We start from the raw sequence: 19,895 nt of genomic DNA on the forward strand, positions 1-19,895 counted from the left end.
CACCCCCTCCCAGTGCCGGCGCGGTCCCGCCCTGTCCGGGCGGGTAGTGAACCCACCACCCGTGGCGCCCGCCGGTGCCGGGCCCACTACGGTGAGCGCATGGAGATGGCGACCCCGCAGCTCGGCCGTGCCCTCGTGGTGATCGTGGACGACCGGGTCAGCCATGGCGAGACCCAGGACCGCACCGGGCCGCTCGTCGCGGAGCTGCTCGAGGAGGCCGGCTTCGTGGTCGACGGTGCGGTCACCGTGCCCGGCGAGGCCGTCGCGATCCGCAACGCGCTCAACACCGCCGTGATCGGCGGCGTCGACCTCGTGATCACCGTCGGCGGCACCGGGGTGTCGCCGCGGGACGTCACGGCCGACGCCACCGCCGGCGTCCTCGACCGTCCCATCCCCGGCATCGCCGAGGCGCTGCGGGCCTCCGGGCTCGCCGCCGGTGCCGTCGACGCCGGGCTCTCCCGCGGGCTGGTCGGCATCTCCGGCAGCACCCTCGTGGTGAACCTGGCCTCCTCGCGCGCCGCCGTGCGGGACGGCATGGCCACCCTGTCGCCGCTGGTCACGCACGTGATCAGCGAGCTGTCGAGCCTCGACGCCTGACGCGTTCCGTCACTCGAGGGCGGCGCCTGGTCCCGGGCGACCCTGCCCAGGCCCGGGTGGTCAGACGGACGGGGTCGTACCGGTGCCCGGCTTCGGCCCGGGAGCGTCGGGCTTCGTGGTGTCGGACTTCGTAGCGTCGGTAGCGTCCGTGGACCCGGTGGCCGCGGTGGGCGTCGGCGAGGGCGGGGCCGGGGTCGTCGGCTCTGCGGTCGCGGTCGGGGCGGCCTTCCCCGTGGCCGTCGCCGACCCGGAGGCGCCGCTCGGCTTGAGCGCGTCGCCGACCTTGCCCTTCACCGTGCCGATCTTGTCGCTGTACTTGTGCCCGGTCGCGTGGTCGACCTTCTGCGCCGCCTTCTCCACCAGCGGGCCGGCCTTCTCCCGCGCCTGCTCGGCGTAGGGACCGGCCTTCTCCTTGACCTTCGCGACGTACGGCGCCGCCTTCTCGGAGGCCTTGTCGAGGTACGGCCCGGCCTTCTCCTGCGCCTGGTTCAGGTACGGCTTGACCTTCTCCTGCGCCTGGTCCAGGACCGGCTTCGCCTTGTCGAGCAGTTCCTTGGCCTTGTCCTGCATGGTCATGGGTCTCCCCCACTGTTCGCCACCCGGTCACCCGGCGTCCACGACCATCGTGGCACCGAACCGAGCCGATGTGGCCTGGCAACATGGGGGAATGGCGGAACTGCCGGATCGGGTCCGTCGCCGGCTCGCGGAGGTCTTCGGCGACACGATGCCCGACGTGACGCGGGACGAGCTCGATGATCCGCGCCCGGCCGACCGGGGGCGCGAGCAGGACGAGGAGTGGTACCGGGCGAACCGTCCGCCCCACCACGACCAGGACGGATAGCCGGGCCGTGGGGCCGCGAGGGCAGGGTCAGGCCTGGTGGCGACCGTTGCCGGTGGAGTTGGCCTGCGACCTGAGCAGGTCCCGGATCTCGGCGAGCAGCTCGACGTCCGTCGGCTCCGCGGGACCCGCCTCCTCGCCCCGCTTGCGGCGGCTCTTGATCGTCTGGATCGGCAGTACGAAGACGAAGTAGACGATCGCCGCGACGATGAGGAAGTTGATCGCCGCCGCGATGACCTCGGAGAAGTTGATCAGGGTGCTGGGCTTGTCGGCCTGCAGCTGAACACCGAGCGCCGGGACGTCCGGCGGCGTGATGGCGTTGAGCAGCGGCTGGATGATGCTGCCCGTGAACGCCGTGACGATCGCGGTGAACGCGGCGCCGATGACGACCGCGACCGCGAGGTCCACGACGTTGCCGCGCAGGATGAAGTCCTTGAAGCCCTTGAGCACGGTTCCCCTCCGGTGACCGACGGATCGGCTTACGTGATCACTACCGTCAGCGGAGGGTAACGGCGACCTGATCGGAGAGCGAGGCAGCCGCCACCCGGGTCGCGAGCTCCCGCGGGAGCGCGACCAGGGCCGATCGGCCGCGCCCGCCGGTCCCGCCGGGCGTTCCTCCGGGCTCCAGCACGGTCAGGACCACCGCCGAGTCGGCCAGCACGGTCGGCTCGCCGCCCTCGGGCGCGGCCGCGACGACGTCCACCCGGACACCGGGTGTGAGCAACGCCGCAACGTCCGGGTCGGCCAGGCGGACGGGAACCGCGGCGGCGTCGGGCATGCCGGTGGCGGCCGCGGCCAGGGCGGCGCCCGCCAGGCGGAGATCGGTGAGGGGCTCGCCGGCGCGCAGAGCACCGGCCAGGACGCGGCCCTCGGCCGCGGCGACGCCGACGGCGCCGGCGGGCACGAGCTCGGCGGGCCAGGTCGTGCGCGTCAGGTCCGCCGCGGCGACCACGCTGCCCGGCGCGAGGTCCCGGGCGGCCACGACGACCTCGGTCGTGCTGCCGCCGCCGGGGGACAGGGCGAGCACGGCGGCGACGGCCACGAGCACGGCTGCGAGGCACCGGCGGACCAGGACCGCGCGGCGCCAGCTCGCCCTGCCGAGGAGGGCCGCCACGACCTCGACCGGGCCGGTGGTCCCGCCCGTCGTCCTGCCGCTCGTGTCGCTCGGTCCCGGACGGGCGCGTCGCTCTGCCATGCCCGCGACGCTAGGCCGGGAACGCGGTGGTCCCCGGCCCGATCGCGGGTCTGTGGATGGACGGGGCGGGGTGTGGACAACTCCCGCCCCGGAGGGCTCAGGACGCGGCCGCGGCGGGGGCGCTGGTGGAGGATGTGCCGGAGTCGGACTTCGAGCCCGACCCGGAGTCCGACTTCGCGGGCGAGGACTCCGAGGAGGAGCTCACGCCGTCCGAGGAGCTCGAGGAGCTCACGCTGCTCGCGCCGGACCGGCTGTCGGTCCGGTAGAAGCCGCTGCCCTTGAACACGATCCCGACCGAGGAGAAGACCTTGCGCAGCTTGCCGCCGCAGGCCGGGCACTCGGTCAGCGCGTCGTCCGAGAAGGACTGCACGGCCTCGAACCGGTGGTCGCAAGCGGTACAGGCGTACTGGTAGGTCGGCACGTGATCCTCCGGAAACTGGCACTCTGTATGAGCGAGTGCCAGCATAACCCGTCAGTCCCGTCCGTTGTTCCCCGTCGGGACGGTCCCGGGAGTCGGCAGCACCACACCCGTGACCGGGCGGTCGTGCGGGTCGGCCGGCACCTCGTCGAGCAGCTCGCCGTCGTGCAGGAGCGCCACCACCGGCACACCCGCGGGCACGGCGCCGAGGGTGCGGTCGTAGTAGCCGCCGCCCCGGCCCAGTCGTCGCCCTGCCCGGTCCGCGGCCAGCGCGGGCACCAGGACCAGCACCGCCGTGCGCAGGACGGCCGGTCCGAGCCGCGGCGTGGTGGGTTCGCGCAGCCCGAGCGGGCCGGGGCCGAGGGAGTCCGGGCCGGTGTACGCGGCCCAGTCCAGCGGCCCGGGCCGGGGCGGGACCACCGGCAGCAGCACCGAGCGGCCGGCCGCGCGCAGCGCGTCGAGCAGCGCGACCGATCCGGGTTCGGCGCCGATCGGCAGGTACGCGCACACCGGGCCGTCGCGCAGCTCCTGCGCGAGCTCCAGGACGTGGCCGCGGAGATCCTCCGCCGCGGCGGCGCGCTGCTCCGGCGTGAGCGCGCGCCGGGCCCGCAGCAGCCGGGCGCGCAGCGCGTCCTTCCGCCGGGCGACGTCGGGGGCCGGAACGTCGTCACCCGGGGTCGCTCCGACCGGGGTCCCGGCCGCGTCCACCCCCGGTTCGTGGGCCGTTTCACGCTCCAGCACCCGTCCACGCTAACCGCGCCGATAGGCTCGCGGGATGAGCCAGCCCTCCGTCCTGCGCTCGGCCGTCGTCCCCGCCGCCGGTCTGGGCACGCGTTTCCTCCCGACGACCAAGGCCGTGCCGAAGGAACTGCTGCCGGTCGTCGACACCCCGGGCGTCGAGCTGATCGCCGCCGAGGCCGCCGAGGCGGGGGCGCAGCAGCTGCTGATCGTCACCTCGCCCGGCAAGGAGTCCGTCGCCGGGTACTTCGAGGCCGCGCCAGACCTGGAGAAGACCCTCGAGGCCCGCGGCAAGGAGGCGCTCCTGGAGAAGGTGCAGCGCGCGCCGGGCCTGATCGAGGTCAAGACCGTCTACCAGTACGAGCCCAAGGGGCTCGGGCACGCGGTGGCCCAGGCCGAGCAGGCCCTGGCGGAGGACGAGCAGGCGATCGCGGTCCTGCTGCCGGACGACATCGTGCTGCCCACCGGCGTCCTCAACCGGATGATCGAGGTGCGCGCCGAGAAGGGCGGCAGCGTCCTGTGCGCCTTCGACATCCCGAAGGAGGAGATCTCGCCCTACGGGGTGTTCGACGTCAGCGACACCGGCGACCCGGACGTCAAGCAGGTGCACGGCATGGTGGAGAAGCCCTCCGCCGAGGAGGCGCCCTCGACCTTCGCCGCCGCCGGCCGGTACGTGCTGGACCGGGCGATCTTCGACGCGCTCCGCCGGATCGAGCCCGGCGCCGGCGGCGAGCTCCAGCTCACGGACGCGGTGCAGCTCCTCATCGACGAGGGCCACCCGGTCCACATCGTGGTCCACCGGGGCGGGCGGCACGACCTCGGCAACCCGGGCGGCTACGTCCGTGCGTTCGTCGACTTCGCCCTCCAGCACCCGGACTACGGCGCGTCCTTGCGCACCTGGCTGCGGGAGCGCCTGGAAAACTGACGCCGTGCGGAGTGTCGACGAGCAGCTCAAACGCGTTCTGGAGATCGCGGTGCGGCCTGCGCCCGTACGCGTGGCGATCTCCGACGCCCAGGGTCTGCGTAGTGCCGAGGAGGTCGTCACCTCCCGCGCCCTGCCCGGGTTCGACCAGGCCGCGATCGACGGCTACGCCGTACGCAGCGTCGACGTCGTGGGCGGCAGCGAGGCCGAGCCCGTCGGGCTCCCCGTGGTCGGGGAGATCCCGGCCGGCTCCCGTCAGCCGCTGCGGCTGCAGCCCGGGCAGGCCGTCCGGGTCAGTGCGGGCGCGCCGCTGCCCACGCTTGCCGACGCCGTCCTGCCGGTCGCGCACACGGACGGGGGCTCCGCGCGCCTGCGGGTCACGCGGGGTGTGCCCTCGGCGGCGTACGTGCGCCGGGTCGGCGAGGACATCCAGCCGGGCGACGTCGCCGTCCGCCGGGACGCCGTGATCCGCGCGGCCCAGGTGGCTCTGCTCGCCGCCGCCGGCCGGGACAAGGTGCTGGTCCACCCGCGCCCGCGGGTGTCCGTGGTCTCGATGGGCGACGAGCTGGTCGACGTCTCACGGCCGGCCTCGGCCGGCCACGTGCCCGACGTCAGCTCCTACGCGCTCGCGGCCGCCGCCCGCGAGGCCGGCGCCGAGATGCCGCGCCCGCCGCGGCTGGTCCGCTGCGACGCGCGCGAGCTGCGGTCGGCGGTGGAGGACCTGCTGCCGTTCAGCGAGGTCGTGGTGGTGTGCGGCGGCGCGGGCGGCAACGCCGGCGCCGAGGCCAAGGCCGCGTTCACCGGGCTGGGCGAGATCGACACGACCCGGGTCGCGATGGCGCCGGGCTCGTCGCAGGGGTTCGGCCGGCTCGGCCGGGACGCCGTGCCCACCTTCCTGTTCCCGTCGAGCCCGGCCACCGCGCTCGTGCTGTTCGAGGTGTTCGTCCGGCCGCTGATCCGGCTCGGGCTCGGCATGCCGGACCCGTACCGCCGGCTGGTGGCCGCGCGGCTGACCTCGCCGGTGTCGTCGCCCCACGGGCGGCGCTCCTACCTGCGCGGGCGGCTGCTCCGCGAGGTCGCGTCGGGGGACTACCTCGTGCAGCCCCTCGCCACCGGCGGCACGCACCTGCTGGCCACGCTCGCCGAGGCCAACGCGCTGATCACGGTGCCCGAGGAGACCACGGACGTCACCGTCGACGAGCGCGTCGACGTCAGTCTCCTGTCCGCACGCCGGTAGCCCGGTGGCCCACACGCTGCCCGAGTACGCCGGGCGTCACCCCGGCTGGCCGGCGCGGCTCGGACCGCTGACGGTCTCCGGCGGGCGGGTCGAGCTCCGCCCGGTCAAGCTCTCGGACGGCGCGGCCTGGTCGGAGATCCGGATCCGCGACCAGCAGCACCTCGTCCAGTGGGAGCCGTCCACCCCGGGCGGCTGGGCGCGGCGCAACTCGGCGGGGGAGTGGCCGGGCCGCTGGTGGCTGTTGCGCTCGGCCGCCCGGCGCGGGGCCGCGCTGCCGTTCGCGATCACCCTGGACGGGCGGCTCGTCGGCCAGGTGATGATCGGCAACGTGGTGCGGGAGCCGCTGCTCTCGGCCTACGTCGGCTACTGGTGCGACGCGCGGGTCACGAACAAGGGCGTCACGACGGCGGCCGTGGCGCTCGCCGTCGACCACTGCTTCGGGCCCGTGGGGCTGCACCGCCTCGAGGCGACCGTGCGGCCGGAGAACGGGCCGAGCCTGCGGGTGCTCACCAAGCTCGGCTTCCGCGAGGAGGGGCTCTTCCGCCGCTACCTCGACGTCGACGGGGCCTGGCGGGACCATCTCTGCTTCGCGCAGACCGTCGAGGAGCTGCCGCCGGGTGGTCTGGCGGCGCGGCTGGTCGCGGAGGGGCGGGCCTCGCGGGCCTGATCTCCCCCGACGGGTGGCGCCGGGCGCCCGGAACGGTGCGTCGTCGCGGGCAGTGCTCACTGGTGCACCATCCGTCACAACCGTCCCGGGGGAATCAGTGATCCCGTGTGTGATGACGGCGCGTCGTTCGCCGGATCCCACGTTCGGGCTCACTACCGTGGTGTGTCCGGGCGTGATCTTGGCTCCGGCCGCCGGAGGGGACGCGTCTCGACTGCGCCGATCGGGGGGAGGAAGCAGCCGTGCCCAGCTCGCTGATCTTCGCGGGTCTCGTGATGATCTGGCTGCTCATCCTCGTCCCGGCGGTCGCGCGGCGTCAGCAGGAGGTCGTGCGGCCCAGTCCGGCCGCGCTCTCCGGCCGGGTGCTCGCGCGGCCCGTGCGGCACCGGACCCTGGAGGTGTACGGGATGGACACGGACGACGAGCGGGCCGCCGGCACTCTCGCGACGAGCACCGGACCCGGCCCGGAGACCCGTGTGCCCGCCGCCCGCGAGGCTGCCCGCGAGGAGCGGGAGGGGCCGGCGGACCACGAGGAGCGGGACGCGGCGGACGACCAGGATGTCCGCGATGACCGCGACGACCGCGACGACCGCGACGACCGCGACGACCGCGACGACCGCGACGACCGCGACGACCGCGACGACCGCGACGACCGTGACCAGGACGACCGCGACCGCGACGGGTACGCGGCCGACGAGGACGACGTCCGCGAGTACGAGGCCGCCGGGCACGAGGCTTCCGAGTACGACGCCGACGACGAGCGCGACCTCGACGGCCCGACCGCCGCCGACCCGGAGGAGGGCTACGCCGCCGCGGGCTACTACTCCTGGGACGAGGAGGACCGGCACCGCGACGGCGAAGGTACTGCCCCGGCCCGTCACGAGCCCCGCGATCACGCGGAGGCCGAGGAGCGGCGCTGGGAGCGCCCGCCGGCCGCCTTCCGTCCCGGCCGCGGTGGCTTCGACCCCGAGGCCGCCGCCCTGGCCGCCCGCGCCCGCTACGCCTTCCGTCAGCGGGTCGTGATCGGGCTGCTGGTCCTGGCCGTGGTCACGGCGGGCGTCGCCCTGCTGGTGCTGCCCGCGATCTGGTGGGTCCACGGCCTGGTCGACCTCACGCTCGTCGGCTACCTGGTCTACCTGCGCCGCCAGGTGCGCATGGAGGAGGCGATCCGCGCCCGCCGGGCGGCCCGGATGGCCGGCACCCGCCGTGCGTCCGCCGGCGACGACCCGGCCCTCGACGACTGGGCCCGCCGCGGCCGCGAGGTCGCCGGCGCACCGCGGGAGGTCCACGAGGACGAGCGCGACGGGGGCCCCGGGTACGACGACGAGTCCGACGGCGGGGCCGACGCCGAGCACGACGCCGAGGAGGACGAGGACTGGACCGCCGACGACGGCGAGCCGGACCGGGTCCGCGGGACCGGCGAGCCCGTCGGGGTGCTCCCCGCCAAGCGCCGCACGGTCGACGGCGAGGACTCCGCCGACGCCGGGTTCGAGCCCGCCCTGCCGCGCCTCCAGCCGGCCCCGCCGCCCCCGCTGCCTGCGGGAACGGAGCTGGTCGACGTCGACGAGGACGACGAGGACCTGCCGCTCGACACGGAGGCGGGCCCGCGCGGACCCGCAGGGGCATACCGCCGTGCAGCCGGTGAATAGCGGCTGATATGGTTCCTCCTGCACGGCCGGAAGGCCTGCAGGCCTGGGGCTGTAGCGCAGTTGGTAGCGCGTCTCGTTCGCATCGAGAAGGTCAGGGGTTCGATTCCCCTCAGCTCCACCACCATCATCGACTCGGCCCGGGCGGATCTCCGCCCGGGCCGTCGTCGTCTCCGGGGTCGGTCGGGAAGGCATCCCCGTGATCGGCCGAGACGGCGTCTCCGGAGCCCGTGGGAAAGGCGTCTCCGGGACGGCGTCCCCGGGGTCGGTCGGGGAGCCGTGCCGGGCCGCCGGGTCACGGCGGGCATCCTGGGCGGCATGACCGCCGCCGCGCCGCCCCGCCGGATCCGGCACCGCGCCCTCGCGATCGTGGTGCTGGTGGTCGCGCTGCTCGCCGCGGTCGCCGTGGCGGATCCGTTCCACCTGCTGCTCGCACCCTGGTATGCGGGGGTGCTGGTCGGGCTGGGGATCGTGCTGCTCACGGCGTGGGCGGTGCTGCAGGCCCGGCGCACGGGGTGGCGGATCGCGATCGCCGCGGCGGGCGTGCTGGTCATCGCGGTGTGGGCGGTGCTGGCCTGGGCGTCGATCGTGTTCTCGCCCGGTCTCGCGACGATCCGCGAGGTCCCGGGCCCGCCGGGCTCCCGGGTGCGGCTCGCGCTGGTGGAGACGCGGACCTTCGCGGCGGACGGCCCGGCGTACTCGGTGCGTGCCCGTGCGGGCAGTGGTCCCTTCCTGCAGGACTCGCCGGTGTGGGTGGGGTTGAGCGAGGGCGTGCCGCCCGCGGCGCTGCGGTTCGTGGACGACCGGACCGTCGAGGTCGTCCCGGCCCGGGGCTGCGGCTACCGCTCGACGGTCAACCCGATGACCCTCGCCGTCGACCCGGTGCACCGACCGTTGCGCCTCGACGGCTGTTGACCTCGGGAGCGGTCGTCGCGGGCCCGGTCGTGCACCTCGGTCCGTGCCGTGCGTCGCCTGCCCGAACGGCACCGTCCCCCACCCGACCAGGGAGCGTTGCCGTTCACTCAGTCCGGCTCGGCGGGGGCGATCGCGGTCGGCGGGACCAGCCCCGCGTCGCCCGGCTGCAGCACGACCATCGTGAACCGCACCGGCCCCTTGCCGGCACCGGAGTAGCGGTGTGGCACGTGCGCCTGGAACATCACCGTGTCGCCCTCGCCGAGCTCGTGCTCGGTGGTCCCGACCCGCAGCCCGAGCCGGCCGTGCAGCACGGACAGGACCTCCGCGGTGCCGATGGGGTGGGCCTCGCCGTCGAACGCGTCGCCCGGCTCGAGGGTCCAGTCCCAGAGCTCGACGACGTCGGGCGGGTCGGTCCCGATCCGGAACACCGCGGTGCTCCCGGCCTCGCTGCTCCACAGCGGTACGGCCTGCTCCGCCCGCCGGACGACGACCCGGGGTGCGGCGTCGTCGTCGACCAGGGAGGTCACGCCGACCCGCAGGGCCTCGGCGAGGTGCACCAGCGTGCCGATGCTGGGGTTGCCGCGCGCGGTCTCGATCTGGATCACCGTGCCGCGGCTGACCCCGGACGCGGCGGCGAGCGCGTCGATGGTCATCCGGCGCTGCTGGCGCAGGGCGCGGACGTTGCGGCCGATCGCGGTGGCGACGTCGTCGGGGGACTGCACCGATCCATTCTGCCGTACTTCGAGGGATACTCGGTTGTACTTCCCCGGATCGGTCCGTACAGTTCAGTGTCGTGTCCGCGCTCGTCCAGTTCGCTGTACCCCGCTGATGGCCGCCGGTTTCGCCGCGCCCTCGGCCCTGCTCTCGGCCGCCACCTACGGGTTCGCCGACTTCGCCGGCGGGCTCGCCGCCCGCCGCGCCCCCGTCCTCACCGTGACCGTGGTCGCCCAGATCGCCGGGCTGATCGCGCTCTTCCCCGGGCTCCTGCTGGTCCCCGGCGGCCCGAGCGTCCCGGCGGCGTGGATCGGCGCCCTGGCTGGGCTCGCGGGCGCCTCCGGACTCCTGCTGTACTTCCGCGGCCTGGCCGTGGGGCCGATGGGCACGGTCGCGCCGCTCTCGGCCGTCGTCGCGGCCGGGCTGCCGCTGCTGGTCGGCATCCTCGGCGGGGAGCGCCCCGGGCCGTGGGCGATCGTCGGGATGCTGGTCGCGCTGGTCGCGATCGTGCTGGCCACCACCGGCTCCCGCCGGGAGAAGGCCGCGCTCAACGGCGTGCTGCTCGGCCTGGCGTCCGGTGCGGGATTCGGTCTGTTCTTCGTGATCCTCGACGCCACCCCGGCCGACTCGGGCCTCTGGCCGCTGGTCTTCGGGCGCATGGCCTCGGTGGCGCTGCTGCTGGTCCTCACCGCGATCCGGCGGCCGGGCCGGCCGGGCAGCCTCTGGCTGATGGTCACCAGCGGCGTGCTCGACTCCGCGGCCAACGTCTTCTTCCTGCTCGCCACCCGGATCGGCGCGCTGGGCGTGACGTCGGTGATCGTGGCGCTCTACCCGGTCGCCGTCGTGCTGCTGGCCCGGGCGATCCTGCGCGAGCGCCTCACGGCCGTGCAGCTGGTGAGCGTGGTGCTGGCAGTGGGCGCGAGCGTCACCCTGGCGGCCGGCTGAGGTCGTGACCGGCGACTGTCCCTCTCGGGGCAGTTGCCACGCACGGGGTCAGCGCCAGGACGGCAGCCACAGCTCGGCCTGCCAGTGCTCGGGCGTGATCGGGAGCCCGACGAGGATGGGCCAGAGCCAGGCGAAGTTGGCGACCACGGCGCCGACCCACAGCCCGACGACGAGCAGACCGGTACGCCGTCGTTCCGACCCGGCCCGGCGGGCCCGGCCCAGGATGTCGCCCATCACGAGCACGGTGGCCAGCACCAGGAACGGCGCCACCGGCGTCATGTAGAAGAAGTACATCTGCCGGTCGATGTTGACGAACCAGGGCAGGAACCCGGCCGCGTAGCCGACGAGGACCGCCGCGTAGCGCCAGTCCGAGCGCGTGACCGTGCGCCAGATCCCCCAGGCCAGGACGGGGATGGCGGGCCACCACAGCGCCGGAGTGCCGACCAGCATCACGGCGCTGGTGCACTCGGTGGCGTCGCAGCCGTCGACGGACGGGCTCGACTCGTAGAAGTACAGCATCGGGCGCAGGCCCATCGGCCAGGTCCAGGGCTTCGACTCCCACGGGTGCGGGTGACCCACCGGGGTGTCCAGGCTCTCGTGGAACTGCAGCACGTGGCCGCTGTAGTACCAGAGCGAGCGGAGCGCCGCGGGCACGATCGACCAGGGCCCGCCGGTCCCGACCTGGTTGCCCACGGCGTGCCGGTCGATCCCGACCTCGCTGCCGAACCAGGCCCACCAGCAGCTCAGGTAGGTCAGCACGGGCACCACGAGCAGCGCCCACAGCGCCGGGGCGAGGTCGCGGCGCAAGGTCCCCACCCAGGGCCGTGCGACGCCGGCGGCGCGCCGTGCCGACACGTCCGACAGCACGACGAGCACGCCGAAGAACGCGACCCAGTACAGGCCGGACCACTTCACGCCGCAGGCCAGGCCCAGCAGCACGCCGGTGGCCAACCGCCACCAGCGCACCCCCAGCGCCGGGCCGAACGGGGAGTCGCCGATCCGGTCGGCGACGGACGCGAGCCGCTCCCGGACGTCGTCGCGGTCCCGGACGAGCGTGCAGAAGGCGGCCAGCACGAAGAAGGCCTGGAAGACGTCGAGCATCCCGACCCGGGACTGCACGTGCGACACGCCGTCGCAGATCAGCAGCACCCCGGCGATGCCGCCGAGCAGGGTCGAGCGGGTGAGCCGCCGCGCGACCCGCACGATCATGAGGATCATCAGCGTGCCGCAGAAGGCCGCGGCCACCCGCCAGCCCACCGAGTCGTAGCCGAACAGCCACTCCCCGAGGGCGATCAGCTGCTTGCCGAGCGGCGGGTGTGCGACGAGCTCGTAGCCCGGGTTGTCCTCGACGCCGCCGTTGCGCAGCATCTGCCAGGCCTGCGGCACGTAGTGCTTCTCGTCGAAGACGGGCGTGCCGGCGTCCGTGGGGTAGCCGAGCCCGGCGAACCGCAGGACCCCGCCCAGCACGGCGAGGGTGATCGCGAGCAGCCAGCTGCGGGCGGTGTCGGTGGGCGGCGGTGGTCCGAGCCGGACGACGGGGTCCGGCTCCGGGGACCGCAGCGGCGGCGGCGTGCCGACGGTGACGGCGCCGGTGACCTCGGGTTCCCCGTCGTCCACCACCCGGTCGGTCCGCACGGAACTCCTCGAGCCCCCAGCGGTTCCGGCCCGCGCCCCGATCGGCTCCACCGGCCCGATCGTAGGCTCAGGGGCATGCTCGTTCTCGCCGCCACCCCGCTGGGCGACGCCCGGGACGCCTCTGTCCGGCTGCGGGAGGCGATCGCCACCGCCGACGTCGTCGCGGCCGAGGACACCCGGCGGTTCCGGGCGCTCGCCGCCGCCCTCGACGTCCCGGTGCGGGGCACGGTGCTCAGCCACTACGACGCGGTGGAGACGGCCCGGCTGCCCGGCCTGCTCGACGACGTCCGGGCGGGGCGGACCGTGCTCGTCGTGACCGACGCGGGGATGCCGGCCGTGTCGGACCCCGGGTACCGGCTGGTGGCGGCCGCCGCGGCGGAGGACCTGCCGATCACCTGCCTGCCCGGCCCGTCGGCCGTGACGACCGCGCTGGTCCTGTCCGGCCTGCCGTGCGACCGGTTCTGCTTCGAGGGCTTCGCGCCGCGCAAGGGCGGCGAACGGTCGCGCTGGCTGGCGCAGCTGGTGAGCGAGCCCCGCGCCGTCGTGTTCTTCGAGTCCCCGCACCGGCTCGGCGAGACGCTCCGGGCGGCCGTCGAGGTGCTGGGCCCGGACCGGGCCGCCGCGGTGTGCCGGGAGCTGACGAAGACCTACGAGGAGGTCCGCCGGGGCCCGCTCGCCGAGCTGGCGGAGTGGGCGCAGGGCGAGGTGCGCGGCGAGATCACCGTGGTGCTCGCCGGGGCCGCCCCCACCGAGGCCCCGCCCGTCGAGTCCCTGGTGCCCGCGGTGCAGGAGCGGGTGGCCGAGGGCGAGCGGCTCAAGGACGCGGTGGCCGCGGTGGCGCAGGCCGCCGGCGTCCCCAAGCGGGAGCTCTACAACGCGACCCTGCAGTCCTCGTGAGTGGCAACTGCCGCTCCAGGGGCAGTTGCCACTCACGGAGTCAGTTGCCGGCGCTGGGTGCGGGTGCGGGGGCTGCGCGTCGCTGCAGGGAGCGGGCGACGGGCTCCACGAACTTCGCCGCGATCGGGCCGAGGATGGCCATGATCAGCACGTACGCGGTGGCGAGCGCGGCCAGCTGGTCCGGCACCGCGGCGTAGGACACCGCGAGCCCCGCGATCACGATCGAGAACTCCCCGCGGGCGATCAGCGCGGCGCCCGCACGGGCCCGGCCGAGCTTCCCGATGCCCTGCCGGCGGGCGGCCCACCAGCCCGTCGCGATCTTGGTCGCCGAGGTGGCGACGGCCAGCACCACCGCCCAGCCGAGCACCGGCGGGATCGCCCGCGGGTCGGTGTTCAGCCCGAAGACCACGAAGAACACCGCGGCGAACAGGTCCCGCAGCGGCTCCAGCAGCCGGGTGGCGTTGTGCGCGGTGGACCCGGAGATCGCGATGCCGAGCAGGAACGCCCCGACCGCCGCCGAGACCTGCAGTGCCGAGGCGAGCCCGGCCACGAGCAGCGCCGCGCCGAGCACCTTGAGCAGGAAGACCTCGCGGTCCGGGCTGTCGACGACCGCGGAGACGTAGCGGCCCCAGCGCAGCGCCACCAGCAGCACGACGGCGATCACCGCGAGCGAGATCCCGACGGCCTCGAGCCCGCCGATGAACGTCACACCGATCAGCAGGGCGGTGAGGATCGGCAGGTAGACCGCCATGACCAGGTCCTCGAACACGAGGATGGACAGCACGACCGGCGTCTCCCGGTTACCGAGCCGCCCCAGGTCGGACAGCACCTTGGCGACGATCCCGGACGACGAGATGTACGTGACGCCGCCCATCACCATCGCCCCGACCGGGCCCCAGCCGAGGATCAGCGCGACCGCCACGCCGGGCGCGGCGTTGAGCACGATGTCGAGCACCCCGCCGGTCCACGAGCGTTTGAGCCCGGTCATCAGCTCGGCGGCGGAGTACTCCAGGCCCAGCAGCAACAGCAGCAGGACGACGCCGACCTCGCTGGCCAGCGACGTGAACTCGCCGATGTCGCCGAGGGGGAAGATCCCGCCGGTGCCGAAGCAGAGCCCGCCGACGAGGTAGAGCGGGATGGGGGAGAGGCCGATCCGGCCCGCCAGCCGGCCGAGCAGGCCGAGCCCGAAGAAGACGGCGCCGAGCTCGATCAGTTCGAGCGCGGTGTGGTCCACGGGCTATCCGTTCTTGAGGATCTTGACGGCGTTGTCGAGCCCCTCGGACGTGCCGACGGTGACCAGCAGGTCCCCGGCGGTCAGGGTGAAGTCGGGCGTGGGCGACGGGTGCGCCTGGCCGGCTCGCATCACGGCGACCACCGAGACGCTCGTCCGGGTCCGCAGGGCGGTGTCGCCCAGGGTCCGGCCGTCGTACGGGCTGTTGTCGACCACCGGGATCTGCCGGGTGTGGATCCCGGGAAGATCCTTGTGCTCCTCGTTGAGCTGCGCCACGAGCTGCGGCGCGCCGAGCAGGTTGGCCAGCGCCGAGGCCTCCTCGGCGGTCAGCGGCAGCTCGGCCAGGCAGGCGTCCGGGTCGTCGGACTTGGACAGGATCAGCTCGATCTGGCCGTCGCGATGGGTGACGACACCGACGCGCCGGCCGTTGCGCAGGGCGAAGTCCTTGCGCACGCCGATCCCGGGCAGGGGAGTGACCTCCACGTTCACCTCCTCACCGTAACCCGGACGATCGTGACGTCCGGCCGCGGAGGATCGATCGCGGGCCCTGGGCCGACCCGTGAATGCCGACTGCCCCTGGGACGGCAGTTCGCACTCACGGCCCCCGCTGATCTGCGGTTCCGTCCCACGTACGCATCTCTGCGTACTGCTCGAACCGGACGAACGCGGCGATACTCGGCGGTCGTCCCACCATCGTCGGATCGGAGCCGTCGTGGACTACCCGACCATGCGCGACCTGTTCTTCGCCGTCCCGCCGGAGCCGCGGCCCCTCCCGCCCGCCGCCACGAGCCCGAGCCCGGCCCGCGCGCTGCGCGACGCGATCGAGCCGCTGGCCTGCCTGTCGATCTGGTCGCCCGAGGCCGCGGAGGCGTACGCCGAGCTCGGGCTCGACGACTACTTCGCCGCCTACGTCTGGCAGCGCGCGGCGGCGCTGGGCACGCCGCCGGTCCCGCTGGCCGTCGTCGCGCTGGGGGTGTTCACGCCCGAGCTGATCACGCCGCAGTACGAGGCCGGGCGGGTCGCGCTGAGCCGCGAGGACGTCGTCCGGGTCCGGATCGAGGCGCCGGGCCGGACCCTGCGCCGGGTGCTCGGCGACATCGACGACGACGCCGCGGGCGCCGTCACGCTGCTGCGCCGCGGGATCGACGCGGCCGACCGCACCGCCCGGCCGCTGTTCACGGGGCTCACCGCCGACCACTGGCCGGGCGATCCGCTCGCCGGCCTGGTCCACGCCTGCCACCTGCTGCGCGAGCACCGCGGCGACTCGCACCTGGCGGTCTGCGCGGTCGAGGGCCTCGACCCGGTCGGGATGAACCTGCTGACCGAGCTGTGGTGCGGGTACGCCTTCCGCAGCTACACGGTCACCCGGGGCTGGTCCGACGCGGAGATCGACGCGGCGGCGGACCGGCTGCGCGCCCGCGGCCTCCTCGCCGGCGATCGGCTGACCGAGGCGGGCCTGTCGTACCGCGCGGAGCTGGAGCGGCGCACGGACCGGATGCAGCAGTCCGTGGTCGACGCGATCGGCGGAGAGCTCGACACCCTGACCAAGCAGCTGTGCGCCTGGTCGGACGCCCTGGTCGGCGCCGGTGCCGCGCCGCCCGACCCGGCCAAGCGGTTCGCCGGCTGAGGCGCGTCTCCGCAGGTCATCGGGTCGGGGTGGCGTGCGGCAGCGCGTGGATCAGCGCGAGGATGATCGAGCCACCGCGGGGCCGTGCGGGCGGTCCGCGTCGAACGGGCGTTCGCGGCGCCGGGCCGCGCCGTTACCGGACGGACAGGCAGGCCTCGAAGAGCCGGGCGGCGTGGTCGACCACCAGGTCGCGATCGACCGGGCTGTCCGGGTCGAACCAGGCGAACAGCAGCTCGTGGAAGCCGGGGATGCAGAACTGCGCCGCGGCCCGGACCTCGCGCGGGTCGGGCGGGTTCGGCAGCGTGCTGGTCTCGGCGCCGATCAGCGCGGCGAAGCCCTGGGTCGTGGCCCGCCGGCGCCGGCGCAGCGGCGGGCAGCCGATGGCCTCGGCCAGCGCGACGACCTGGCGCGGGTCGCGCTCGAAGAAGCCGGCCAGGGCGTCGAGCCCGGCCCGGATCTGCGCGATCCGGTTCCGGGGGGCCGCCTCCATCGCGCGCAGCACCAGGGCGGTGCGCTCCTCGGTGCCCTCGTCGAACACCTCGCCCAGCAGGTCCTCGGGGGAGTCGTAGCCGGCGGCGAAGTCCGCCTCGGTGAGCCCGGTGGCGGCGCACACCGCGGGGACGGTCACGGCGGCCCACCCGGCCTCGGCCCACAGCTGCAGGGCCGCGTCCCGGAACGCGGCGCGGTGGTCGGCCCCGAACCCGTCGGCGCTCCCGGCCTCCATGCCGGACACCGTAGCGGCGGGCCGCGCGGGCGGGCCGCGGATCACCCTCCCGTGGGCGGCGGAAAGCCGGTTCACCGCCGGGCATACGCTGGTCACATGAGTTCCTCCGTGCTGACCGCCGTGGCGTGGCCGTACGCCAACGGTCCGCGGCACATCGGCCACGTCTCCGGCTTCGGTGTGCCCTCCGACGTCTTCTCGCGCTTCCGGCGGATGACGGGCGACCGGGTGCTCATGGTCAGCGGCACGGACGAGCACGGCACCCCGATCCAGGTGCAGGCCGACGCGGAGGGGTTGACCCCGCGGCAGCTCGCCGACAAGTACAACAAGGTCATCACCGAGGACCTGCAGGGCCTCGGCCTGTCGTACGACCTGTTCACCCGGACCACGACGTCGAACCACTACGACGTCACGCAGCAGATGTTCCTGTCGCTGTACAAGAACGGGTACATCGTCCCGAAGACGCAGATGGGCGCGATCAGCCCGTCGACGGGGCGCACGCTGCCGGACCGCTACGTCGAGGGCACCTGCCCCATCTGCGGGTACGACGGCGCGCGCGGCGACCAGTGCGACAACTGCGGCAACCAGCTCGACCCGGCCGACCTGATCAACCCGCGGTCGCGGATCAACGGCGAGACGCCGAAGTTCGTCGAGACCGAGCACTTCTTCCTCGACCTGCCCGCCTTCGCGGAGTCGCTTGGCCGCTGGCTGTCCACGCGCACGGACTGGCGGCCGAACGTGCTCAAGTTCAGCGCCAACCTGATCGAGGACCTCAAGCCGCGGGCGATCACCCGCGACCTCGACTGGGGCGTCCCGGTGCCGCTCGACGGCTGGTCGGACAACCCGCTCAAGAAGATCTACGTCTGGTTCGACGCCGTCATCGGCTACCTCTCGGCGTCCATCGAGTGGGCCCGCCGCGGCTCCGACCCGGACGCGTGGAAGCAGTGGTGGACCGACCCGGCCGCCCAGGGCTACTACTTCATGGGCAAGGACAACATCACCTTCCACTCGGTCATGTGGCCGGCGATCCTGCTGGGGCAGAACGGCGAGGGCGACCACGGCGGCGAGCCCGGCGCGTTCGGCACGTTGAACCTGCCCAGTGAGATCGTGTCGTCGGAGTACCTCACGATGAGCGGGTCGAAGTTCTCGACCTCGCGCGGCACCGTGATCTACGTCGGGGACTTCCTGCGGGAGTTCGGGCCGGACGCGCTGCGGTACTTCATCGCCGTCGCCGGCCCGGAGAACCAGGACACGGACTTCACCTGGGAGGAGTTCGTCCGCCGGATCAACTTCGAGCTGGCCAACGAGTGGGGCAACCTCGTCAACCGCTCGGTCTCGATGGCGCACAAGAACGTGGGCGCGATCCCGAAGCCCACGGCGCCGACCGAGGCCGACGCGGCGCTGCTCGCGACCTCCCGGGCCGGGTTCGACACTGTCGGTGACCTGTTGCGGCGCAACCGCTTCAAGCAGGCGGTCACGGAGGCCATGCGGGTCGTCGGCGCGGCGAACAAGTACATCTCCGACCAGGAGCCGTGGAAGCGCAAGGACGACCCGGACCGCCGGGACACGATCCTGCACACCGCCCTGCAGGTGGTGTCCGACGCGAACACGCTGCTCACCCCGTTCCTGCCGCACGCCGCGCAGAAGGTGCACGAGGCGCTGGGCGGCGAGGGCGTGTGGGCGGCGCAGCCGGAGATCCGGCAGGTCGAGGACCTCGGCGACGGGCCGGACTACTCCGTCCTCACCGGGGACTACACCGAGCAGCAGGCGACGTGGGAGTCCCGGCCGATCGAGGTCGGCCGCCCGCTGGCCAAGCCGACCCCGCTGTTCGCCAAGCTCGCCCCCGAGCTCGGGGAGACCGGCCCGGAGTGGGCGCCGATCCAGAAGTGACCCGTGAGCGCGGAGTGCCGCTGAAGCGGCACTCCGCGCGCACGACCCCCGCCGACCTGGGAGAACGGTGACTCAGCACGGACGCCGCGAGCGACCCGACCCGCCGGAGCCGCTGGGCGCGCCGACCGTCGACGCCCACACCCACCTCGACGCCTGCGGCTGCGAGACCGCCGAGGACGTCGCCGCCGCGATGGACCGCGCCGCCGCCGTCGGCGTCATCCGCGCGGTCACGGTGGCCGACGACCTCGCCGCCGCCCGGTGGGCCGTGCGGGCCGCGCACTGGGACGAGCGGGTCGTGGCGGCCGTCGCGCTGCACCCGACCCGCACCGCCGCCGTCACGGACGAGGAGTTCGCCGAGATCGAGCGGCTGGCCGCCGACCCGCGCGTGGTGGCCGTCGGCGAGACCGGCCTGGACTACTACTGGGACTACTCGCCGCCCGCGGCCCAGCAGGCCTCCTTCCGCCGGCACATCGACCTCGCCAAGCGGCTCGGCAAGCCGTTGATGATCCACGACCGGGACGCGCACGACGACGTGCTGCGCATCCTCCGCGAGGAGGGCGCGCCGGAGACCGTGGTCTTCCACTGCTTCTCCGGCGACGCCGTGATGGCCCGCGAGTGCGCCGATGCCGGTTACGTTCTGTCGTTCGCCGGGCCGGTGACCTTCCGCAACGCCGCGGCCCTCCGCGAGGCCGCCACGATCCCCGACGACGACCACCTCCTCGTCGAGACGGACGCCCCGTTCCTCACCCCGCACCCGCACCGCGGCCGCGCCAACGAGCCCTACTGTCTGCCGTGGACGGTGCGTGGCCTCGCCGAAGTCCGTGGCGTGCAGGCGGATGCGCTCGCCGCGATCACCGGCCGCAACGCCGAGCGGGTCTTCGGGATCGCCGACCTGCCGCCCGTCGCGACTGTGACGTCGCCCGACGGTCGGGCACCGCGCTCGGCGTAGCGGACGCACCGTTCGGCGCTGCCGCGCGCGTCGGGGTCGAGGCGGGCGAGCACGGCCCGTTACGGTTCCGTGATCGCCCAGCCGGGAGGGGTCCGCTCCCCAGCACCGGTGCAGCG

At 74.3% G+C, this 19,895-nt stretch carries 22 protein-coding genes and 1 tRNA gene; 13 read left to right on the forward strand and 10 right to left on the reverse strand.

Annotation, left to right across the window (positions count from 1 at the left end):
* Positions 1-105: 105 nt before the first annotated feature.
* Positions 106-597 carry a MogA/MoaB family molybdenum cofactor biosynthesis protein gene (locus tag ACQP04_RS05070; protein ID WP_372463029.1) on the forward strand — a complete coding sequence of 164 codons (492 nt, stop codon included), beginning with the start codon at positions 106-108 and terminating at the stop codon, positions 595-597.
* Between the two features lie 60 nt (positions 598-657).
* On the opposite strand, the gene ACQP04_RS05075 is transcribed toward ACQP04_RS05070, so the two are convergent.
* The gene (locus ACQP04_RS05075) at positions 658-1,173 is read right to left on the reverse strand and encodes an Rv0909 family putative TA system antitoxin (protein WP_433505906.1); all 516 of its coding nucleotides are present in this window, start codon (positions 1,171-1,173) and stop codon (positions 658-660) included.
* A 91-nt stretch (positions 1,174-1,264) separates the two neighbouring features.
* Here ACQP04_RS05075 and ACQP04_RS05080 point away from each other — a divergent pair, with 91 nt between their 5' ends.
* On the forward strand, positions 1,265-1,438 hold the full coding sequence (locus ACQP04_RS05080) for a hypothetical protein (RefSeq protein ID WP_433505907.1): 174 nt from the start codon (positions 1,265-1,267) through the stop codon (positions 1,436-1,438).
* A gap of 27 nt (positions 1,439-1,465) precedes the next feature.
* On the opposite strand, the gene mscL is transcribed toward ACQP04_RS05080, so the two are convergent.
* From mscL to ACQP04_RS05100, 4 genes are all read right to left on the reverse strand, one after another.
* Entirely contained in the window at positions 1,466-1,885 is a 420-nt protein-coding gene (mscL, locus tag ACQP04_RS05085; protein ID WP_433505908.1) for a large conductance mechanosensitive channel protein MscL, read from the reverse strand.
* 46 nt (positions 1,886-1,931) lie between these two features.
* A complete protein-coding gene (locus ACQP04_RS05090) occupies positions 1,932-2,630 on the reverse strand; it encodes an SAF domain-containing protein (RefSeq protein ID WP_433505909.1) in 699 nt (232 codons plus the stop codon).
* 97 nt (positions 2,631-2,727) lie between these two features.
* The gene (locus tag ACQP04_RS05095) at positions 2,728-3,051 is read right to left on the reverse strand and encodes an FmdB family zinc ribbon protein (protein WP_433505910.1); all 324 of its coding nucleotides are present in this window, start codon (positions 3,049-3,051) and stop codon (positions 2,728-2,730) included.
* A gap of 51 nt (positions 3,052-3,102) precedes the next feature.
* Positions 3,103-3,789: a 5-formyltetrahydrofolate cyclo-ligase gene (locus ACQP04_RS05100; protein WP_433505911.1), complete on the reverse strand. Its 687-nt coding sequence runs from the start codon at positions 3,787-3,789 to the stop codon at positions 3,103-3,105.
* A gap of 34 nt (positions 3,790-3,823) precedes the next feature.
* Here ACQP04_RS05100 and ACQP04_RS05105 point away from each other — a divergent pair, with 34 nt between their 5' ends.
* From ACQP04_RS05105 to ACQP04_RS05130, 6 genes are all read left to right on the forward strand, one after another.
* On the forward strand, positions 3,824-4,711 hold the full coding sequence (locus ACQP04_RS05105) for a UTP--glucose-1-phosphate uridylyltransferase (protein WP_433505912.1): 888 nt from the start codon (positions 3,824-3,826) through the stop codon (positions 4,709-4,711).
* Between the two features lie 4 nt (positions 4,712-4,715).
* Positions 4,716-5,945, forward strand: coding sequence for a molybdotransferase-like divisome protein Glp (gene glp / locus ACQP04_RS05110; RefSeq protein ID WP_433505913.1), 1,230 nt, complete (start codon positions 4,716-4,718; stop codon positions 5,943-5,945).
* A 4-nt stretch (positions 5,946-5,949) separates the two neighbouring features.
* Entirely contained in the window at positions 5,950-6,612 is a 663-nt protein-coding gene (locus ACQP04_RS05115) for a GNAT family N-acetyltransferase (RefSeq protein WP_037047617.1), read from the forward strand.
* A gap of 239 nt (positions 6,613-6,851) precedes the next feature.
* Entirely contained in the window at positions 6,852-8,258 is a 1,407-nt protein-coding gene (sepX, locus tag ACQP04_RS05120) for a divisome protein SepX/GlpR (protein ID WP_433505914.1), read from the forward strand.
* Positions 8,259-8,303: 45 nt separating this feature from the next.
* Positions 8,304-8,379 (forward strand) — tRNA-Ala (locus ACQP04_RS05125).
* Between the two features lie 194 nt (positions 8,380-8,573).
* Complete coding sequence (locus ACQP04_RS05130) at positions 8,574-9,170, forward strand: hypothetical protein (protein ID WP_433505915.1); 597 nt, start codon at positions 8,574-8,576, stop codon at positions 9,168-9,170.
* A gap of 107 nt (positions 9,171-9,277) precedes the next feature.
* Here the strand turns inward: ACQP04_RS05130 and ACQP04_RS05135 are convergent, their stop codons facing one another.
* The gene (locus ACQP04_RS05135) at positions 9,278-9,892 is read right to left on the reverse strand and encodes a helix-turn-helix domain-containing protein (protein ID WP_051737648.1); all 615 of its coding nucleotides are present in this window, start codon (positions 9,890-9,892) and stop codon (positions 9,278-9,280) included.
* 106 nt (positions 9,893-9,998) lie between these two features.
* On the opposite strand from ACQP04_RS05135, the gene ACQP04_RS05140 reads away from it, so the two are divergent.
* Positions 9,999-10,829 (forward strand): EamA family transporter, encoded by an 831-nt coding sequence (locus ACQP04_RS05140; RefSeq protein ID WP_433505916.1) that lies wholly within the window; start codon positions 9,999-10,001, stop codon positions 10,827-10,829.
* A 48-nt stretch (positions 10,830-10,877) separates the two neighbouring features.
* Here the strand turns inward: ACQP04_RS05140 and ACQP04_RS05145 are convergent, their stop codons facing one another.
* A complete protein-coding gene (locus tag ACQP04_RS05145) occupies positions 10,878-12,464 on the reverse strand; it encodes a dolichyl-phosphate-mannose--protein mannosyltransferase (RefSeq protein WP_433505917.1) in 1,587 nt (528 codons plus the stop codon).
* A 75-nt stretch (positions 12,465-12,539) separates the two neighbouring features.
* On the opposite strand from ACQP04_RS05145, the gene rsmI reads away from it, so the two are divergent.
* Positions 12,540-13,361: a 16S rRNA (cytidine(1402)-2'-O)-methyltransferase gene (gene rsmI / locus ACQP04_RS05150; protein WP_037047606.1), complete on the forward strand. Its 822-nt coding sequence runs from the start codon at positions 12,540-12,542 to the stop codon at positions 13,359-13,361.
* A 40-nt stretch (positions 13,362-13,401) separates the two neighbouring features.
* On the opposite strand, the gene ACQP04_RS05155 is transcribed toward rsmI, so the two are convergent.
* Positions 13,402-14,595, reverse strand: a complete 1,194-nt coding sequence (locus ACQP04_RS05155; protein ID WP_433505918.1) for a cation:proton antiporter — start codon at positions 14,593-14,595, stop codon at positions 13,402-13,404.
* Between the two features lie 3 nt (positions 14,596-14,598).
* Positions 14,599-15,081: a cation:proton antiporter regulatory subunit gene (locus ACQP04_RS05160; RefSeq protein WP_037047604.1), complete on the reverse strand. Its 483-nt coding sequence runs from the start codon at positions 15,079-15,081 to the stop codon at positions 14,599-14,601.
* 223 nt (positions 15,082-15,304) lie between these two features.
* Here ACQP04_RS05160 and ACQP04_RS05165 point away from each other — a divergent pair, with 223 nt between their 5' ends.
* The gene (locus tag ACQP04_RS05165; protein ID WP_433505919.1) at positions 15,305-16,219 is read left to right on the forward strand and encodes an SCO6745 family protein; all 915 of its coding nucleotides are present in this window, start codon (positions 15,305-15,307) and stop codon (positions 16,217-16,219) included.
* 133 nt (positions 16,220-16,352) lie between these two features.
* Here the strand turns inward: ACQP04_RS05165 and ACQP04_RS05170 are convergent, their stop codons facing one another.
* Positions 16,353-16,943: a TetR/AcrR family transcriptional regulator gene (locus ACQP04_RS05170; protein ID WP_433505920.1), complete on the reverse strand. Its 591-nt coding sequence runs from the start codon at positions 16,941-16,943 to the stop codon at positions 16,353-16,355.
* Between the two features lie 96 nt (positions 16,944-17,039).
* On the opposite strand from ACQP04_RS05170, the gene metG reads away from it, so the two are divergent.
* On the forward strand, positions 17,040-18,830 hold the full coding sequence (gene metG / locus ACQP04_RS05175) for a methionine--tRNA ligase (RefSeq protein WP_433505921.1): 1,791 nt from the start codon (positions 17,040-17,042) through the stop codon (positions 18,828-18,830).
* 67 nt (positions 18,831-18,897) lie between these two features.
* The gene (locus ACQP04_RS05180; protein ID WP_433505922.1) at positions 18,898-19,779 is read left to right on the forward strand and encodes a TatD family hydrolase; all 882 of its coding nucleotides are present in this window, start codon (positions 18,898-18,900) and stop codon (positions 19,777-19,779) included.
* Positions 19,780-19,895: the final 116 nt, after the last annotated feature.

The organism is Pseudonocardia halophobica (genome assembly GCF_050948485.1).
GTDB classification, from domain to species: domain Bacteria; phylum Actinomycetota; class Actinomycetes; order Mycobacteriales; family Pseudonocardiaceae; genus Pseudonocardia; species Pseudonocardia halophobica.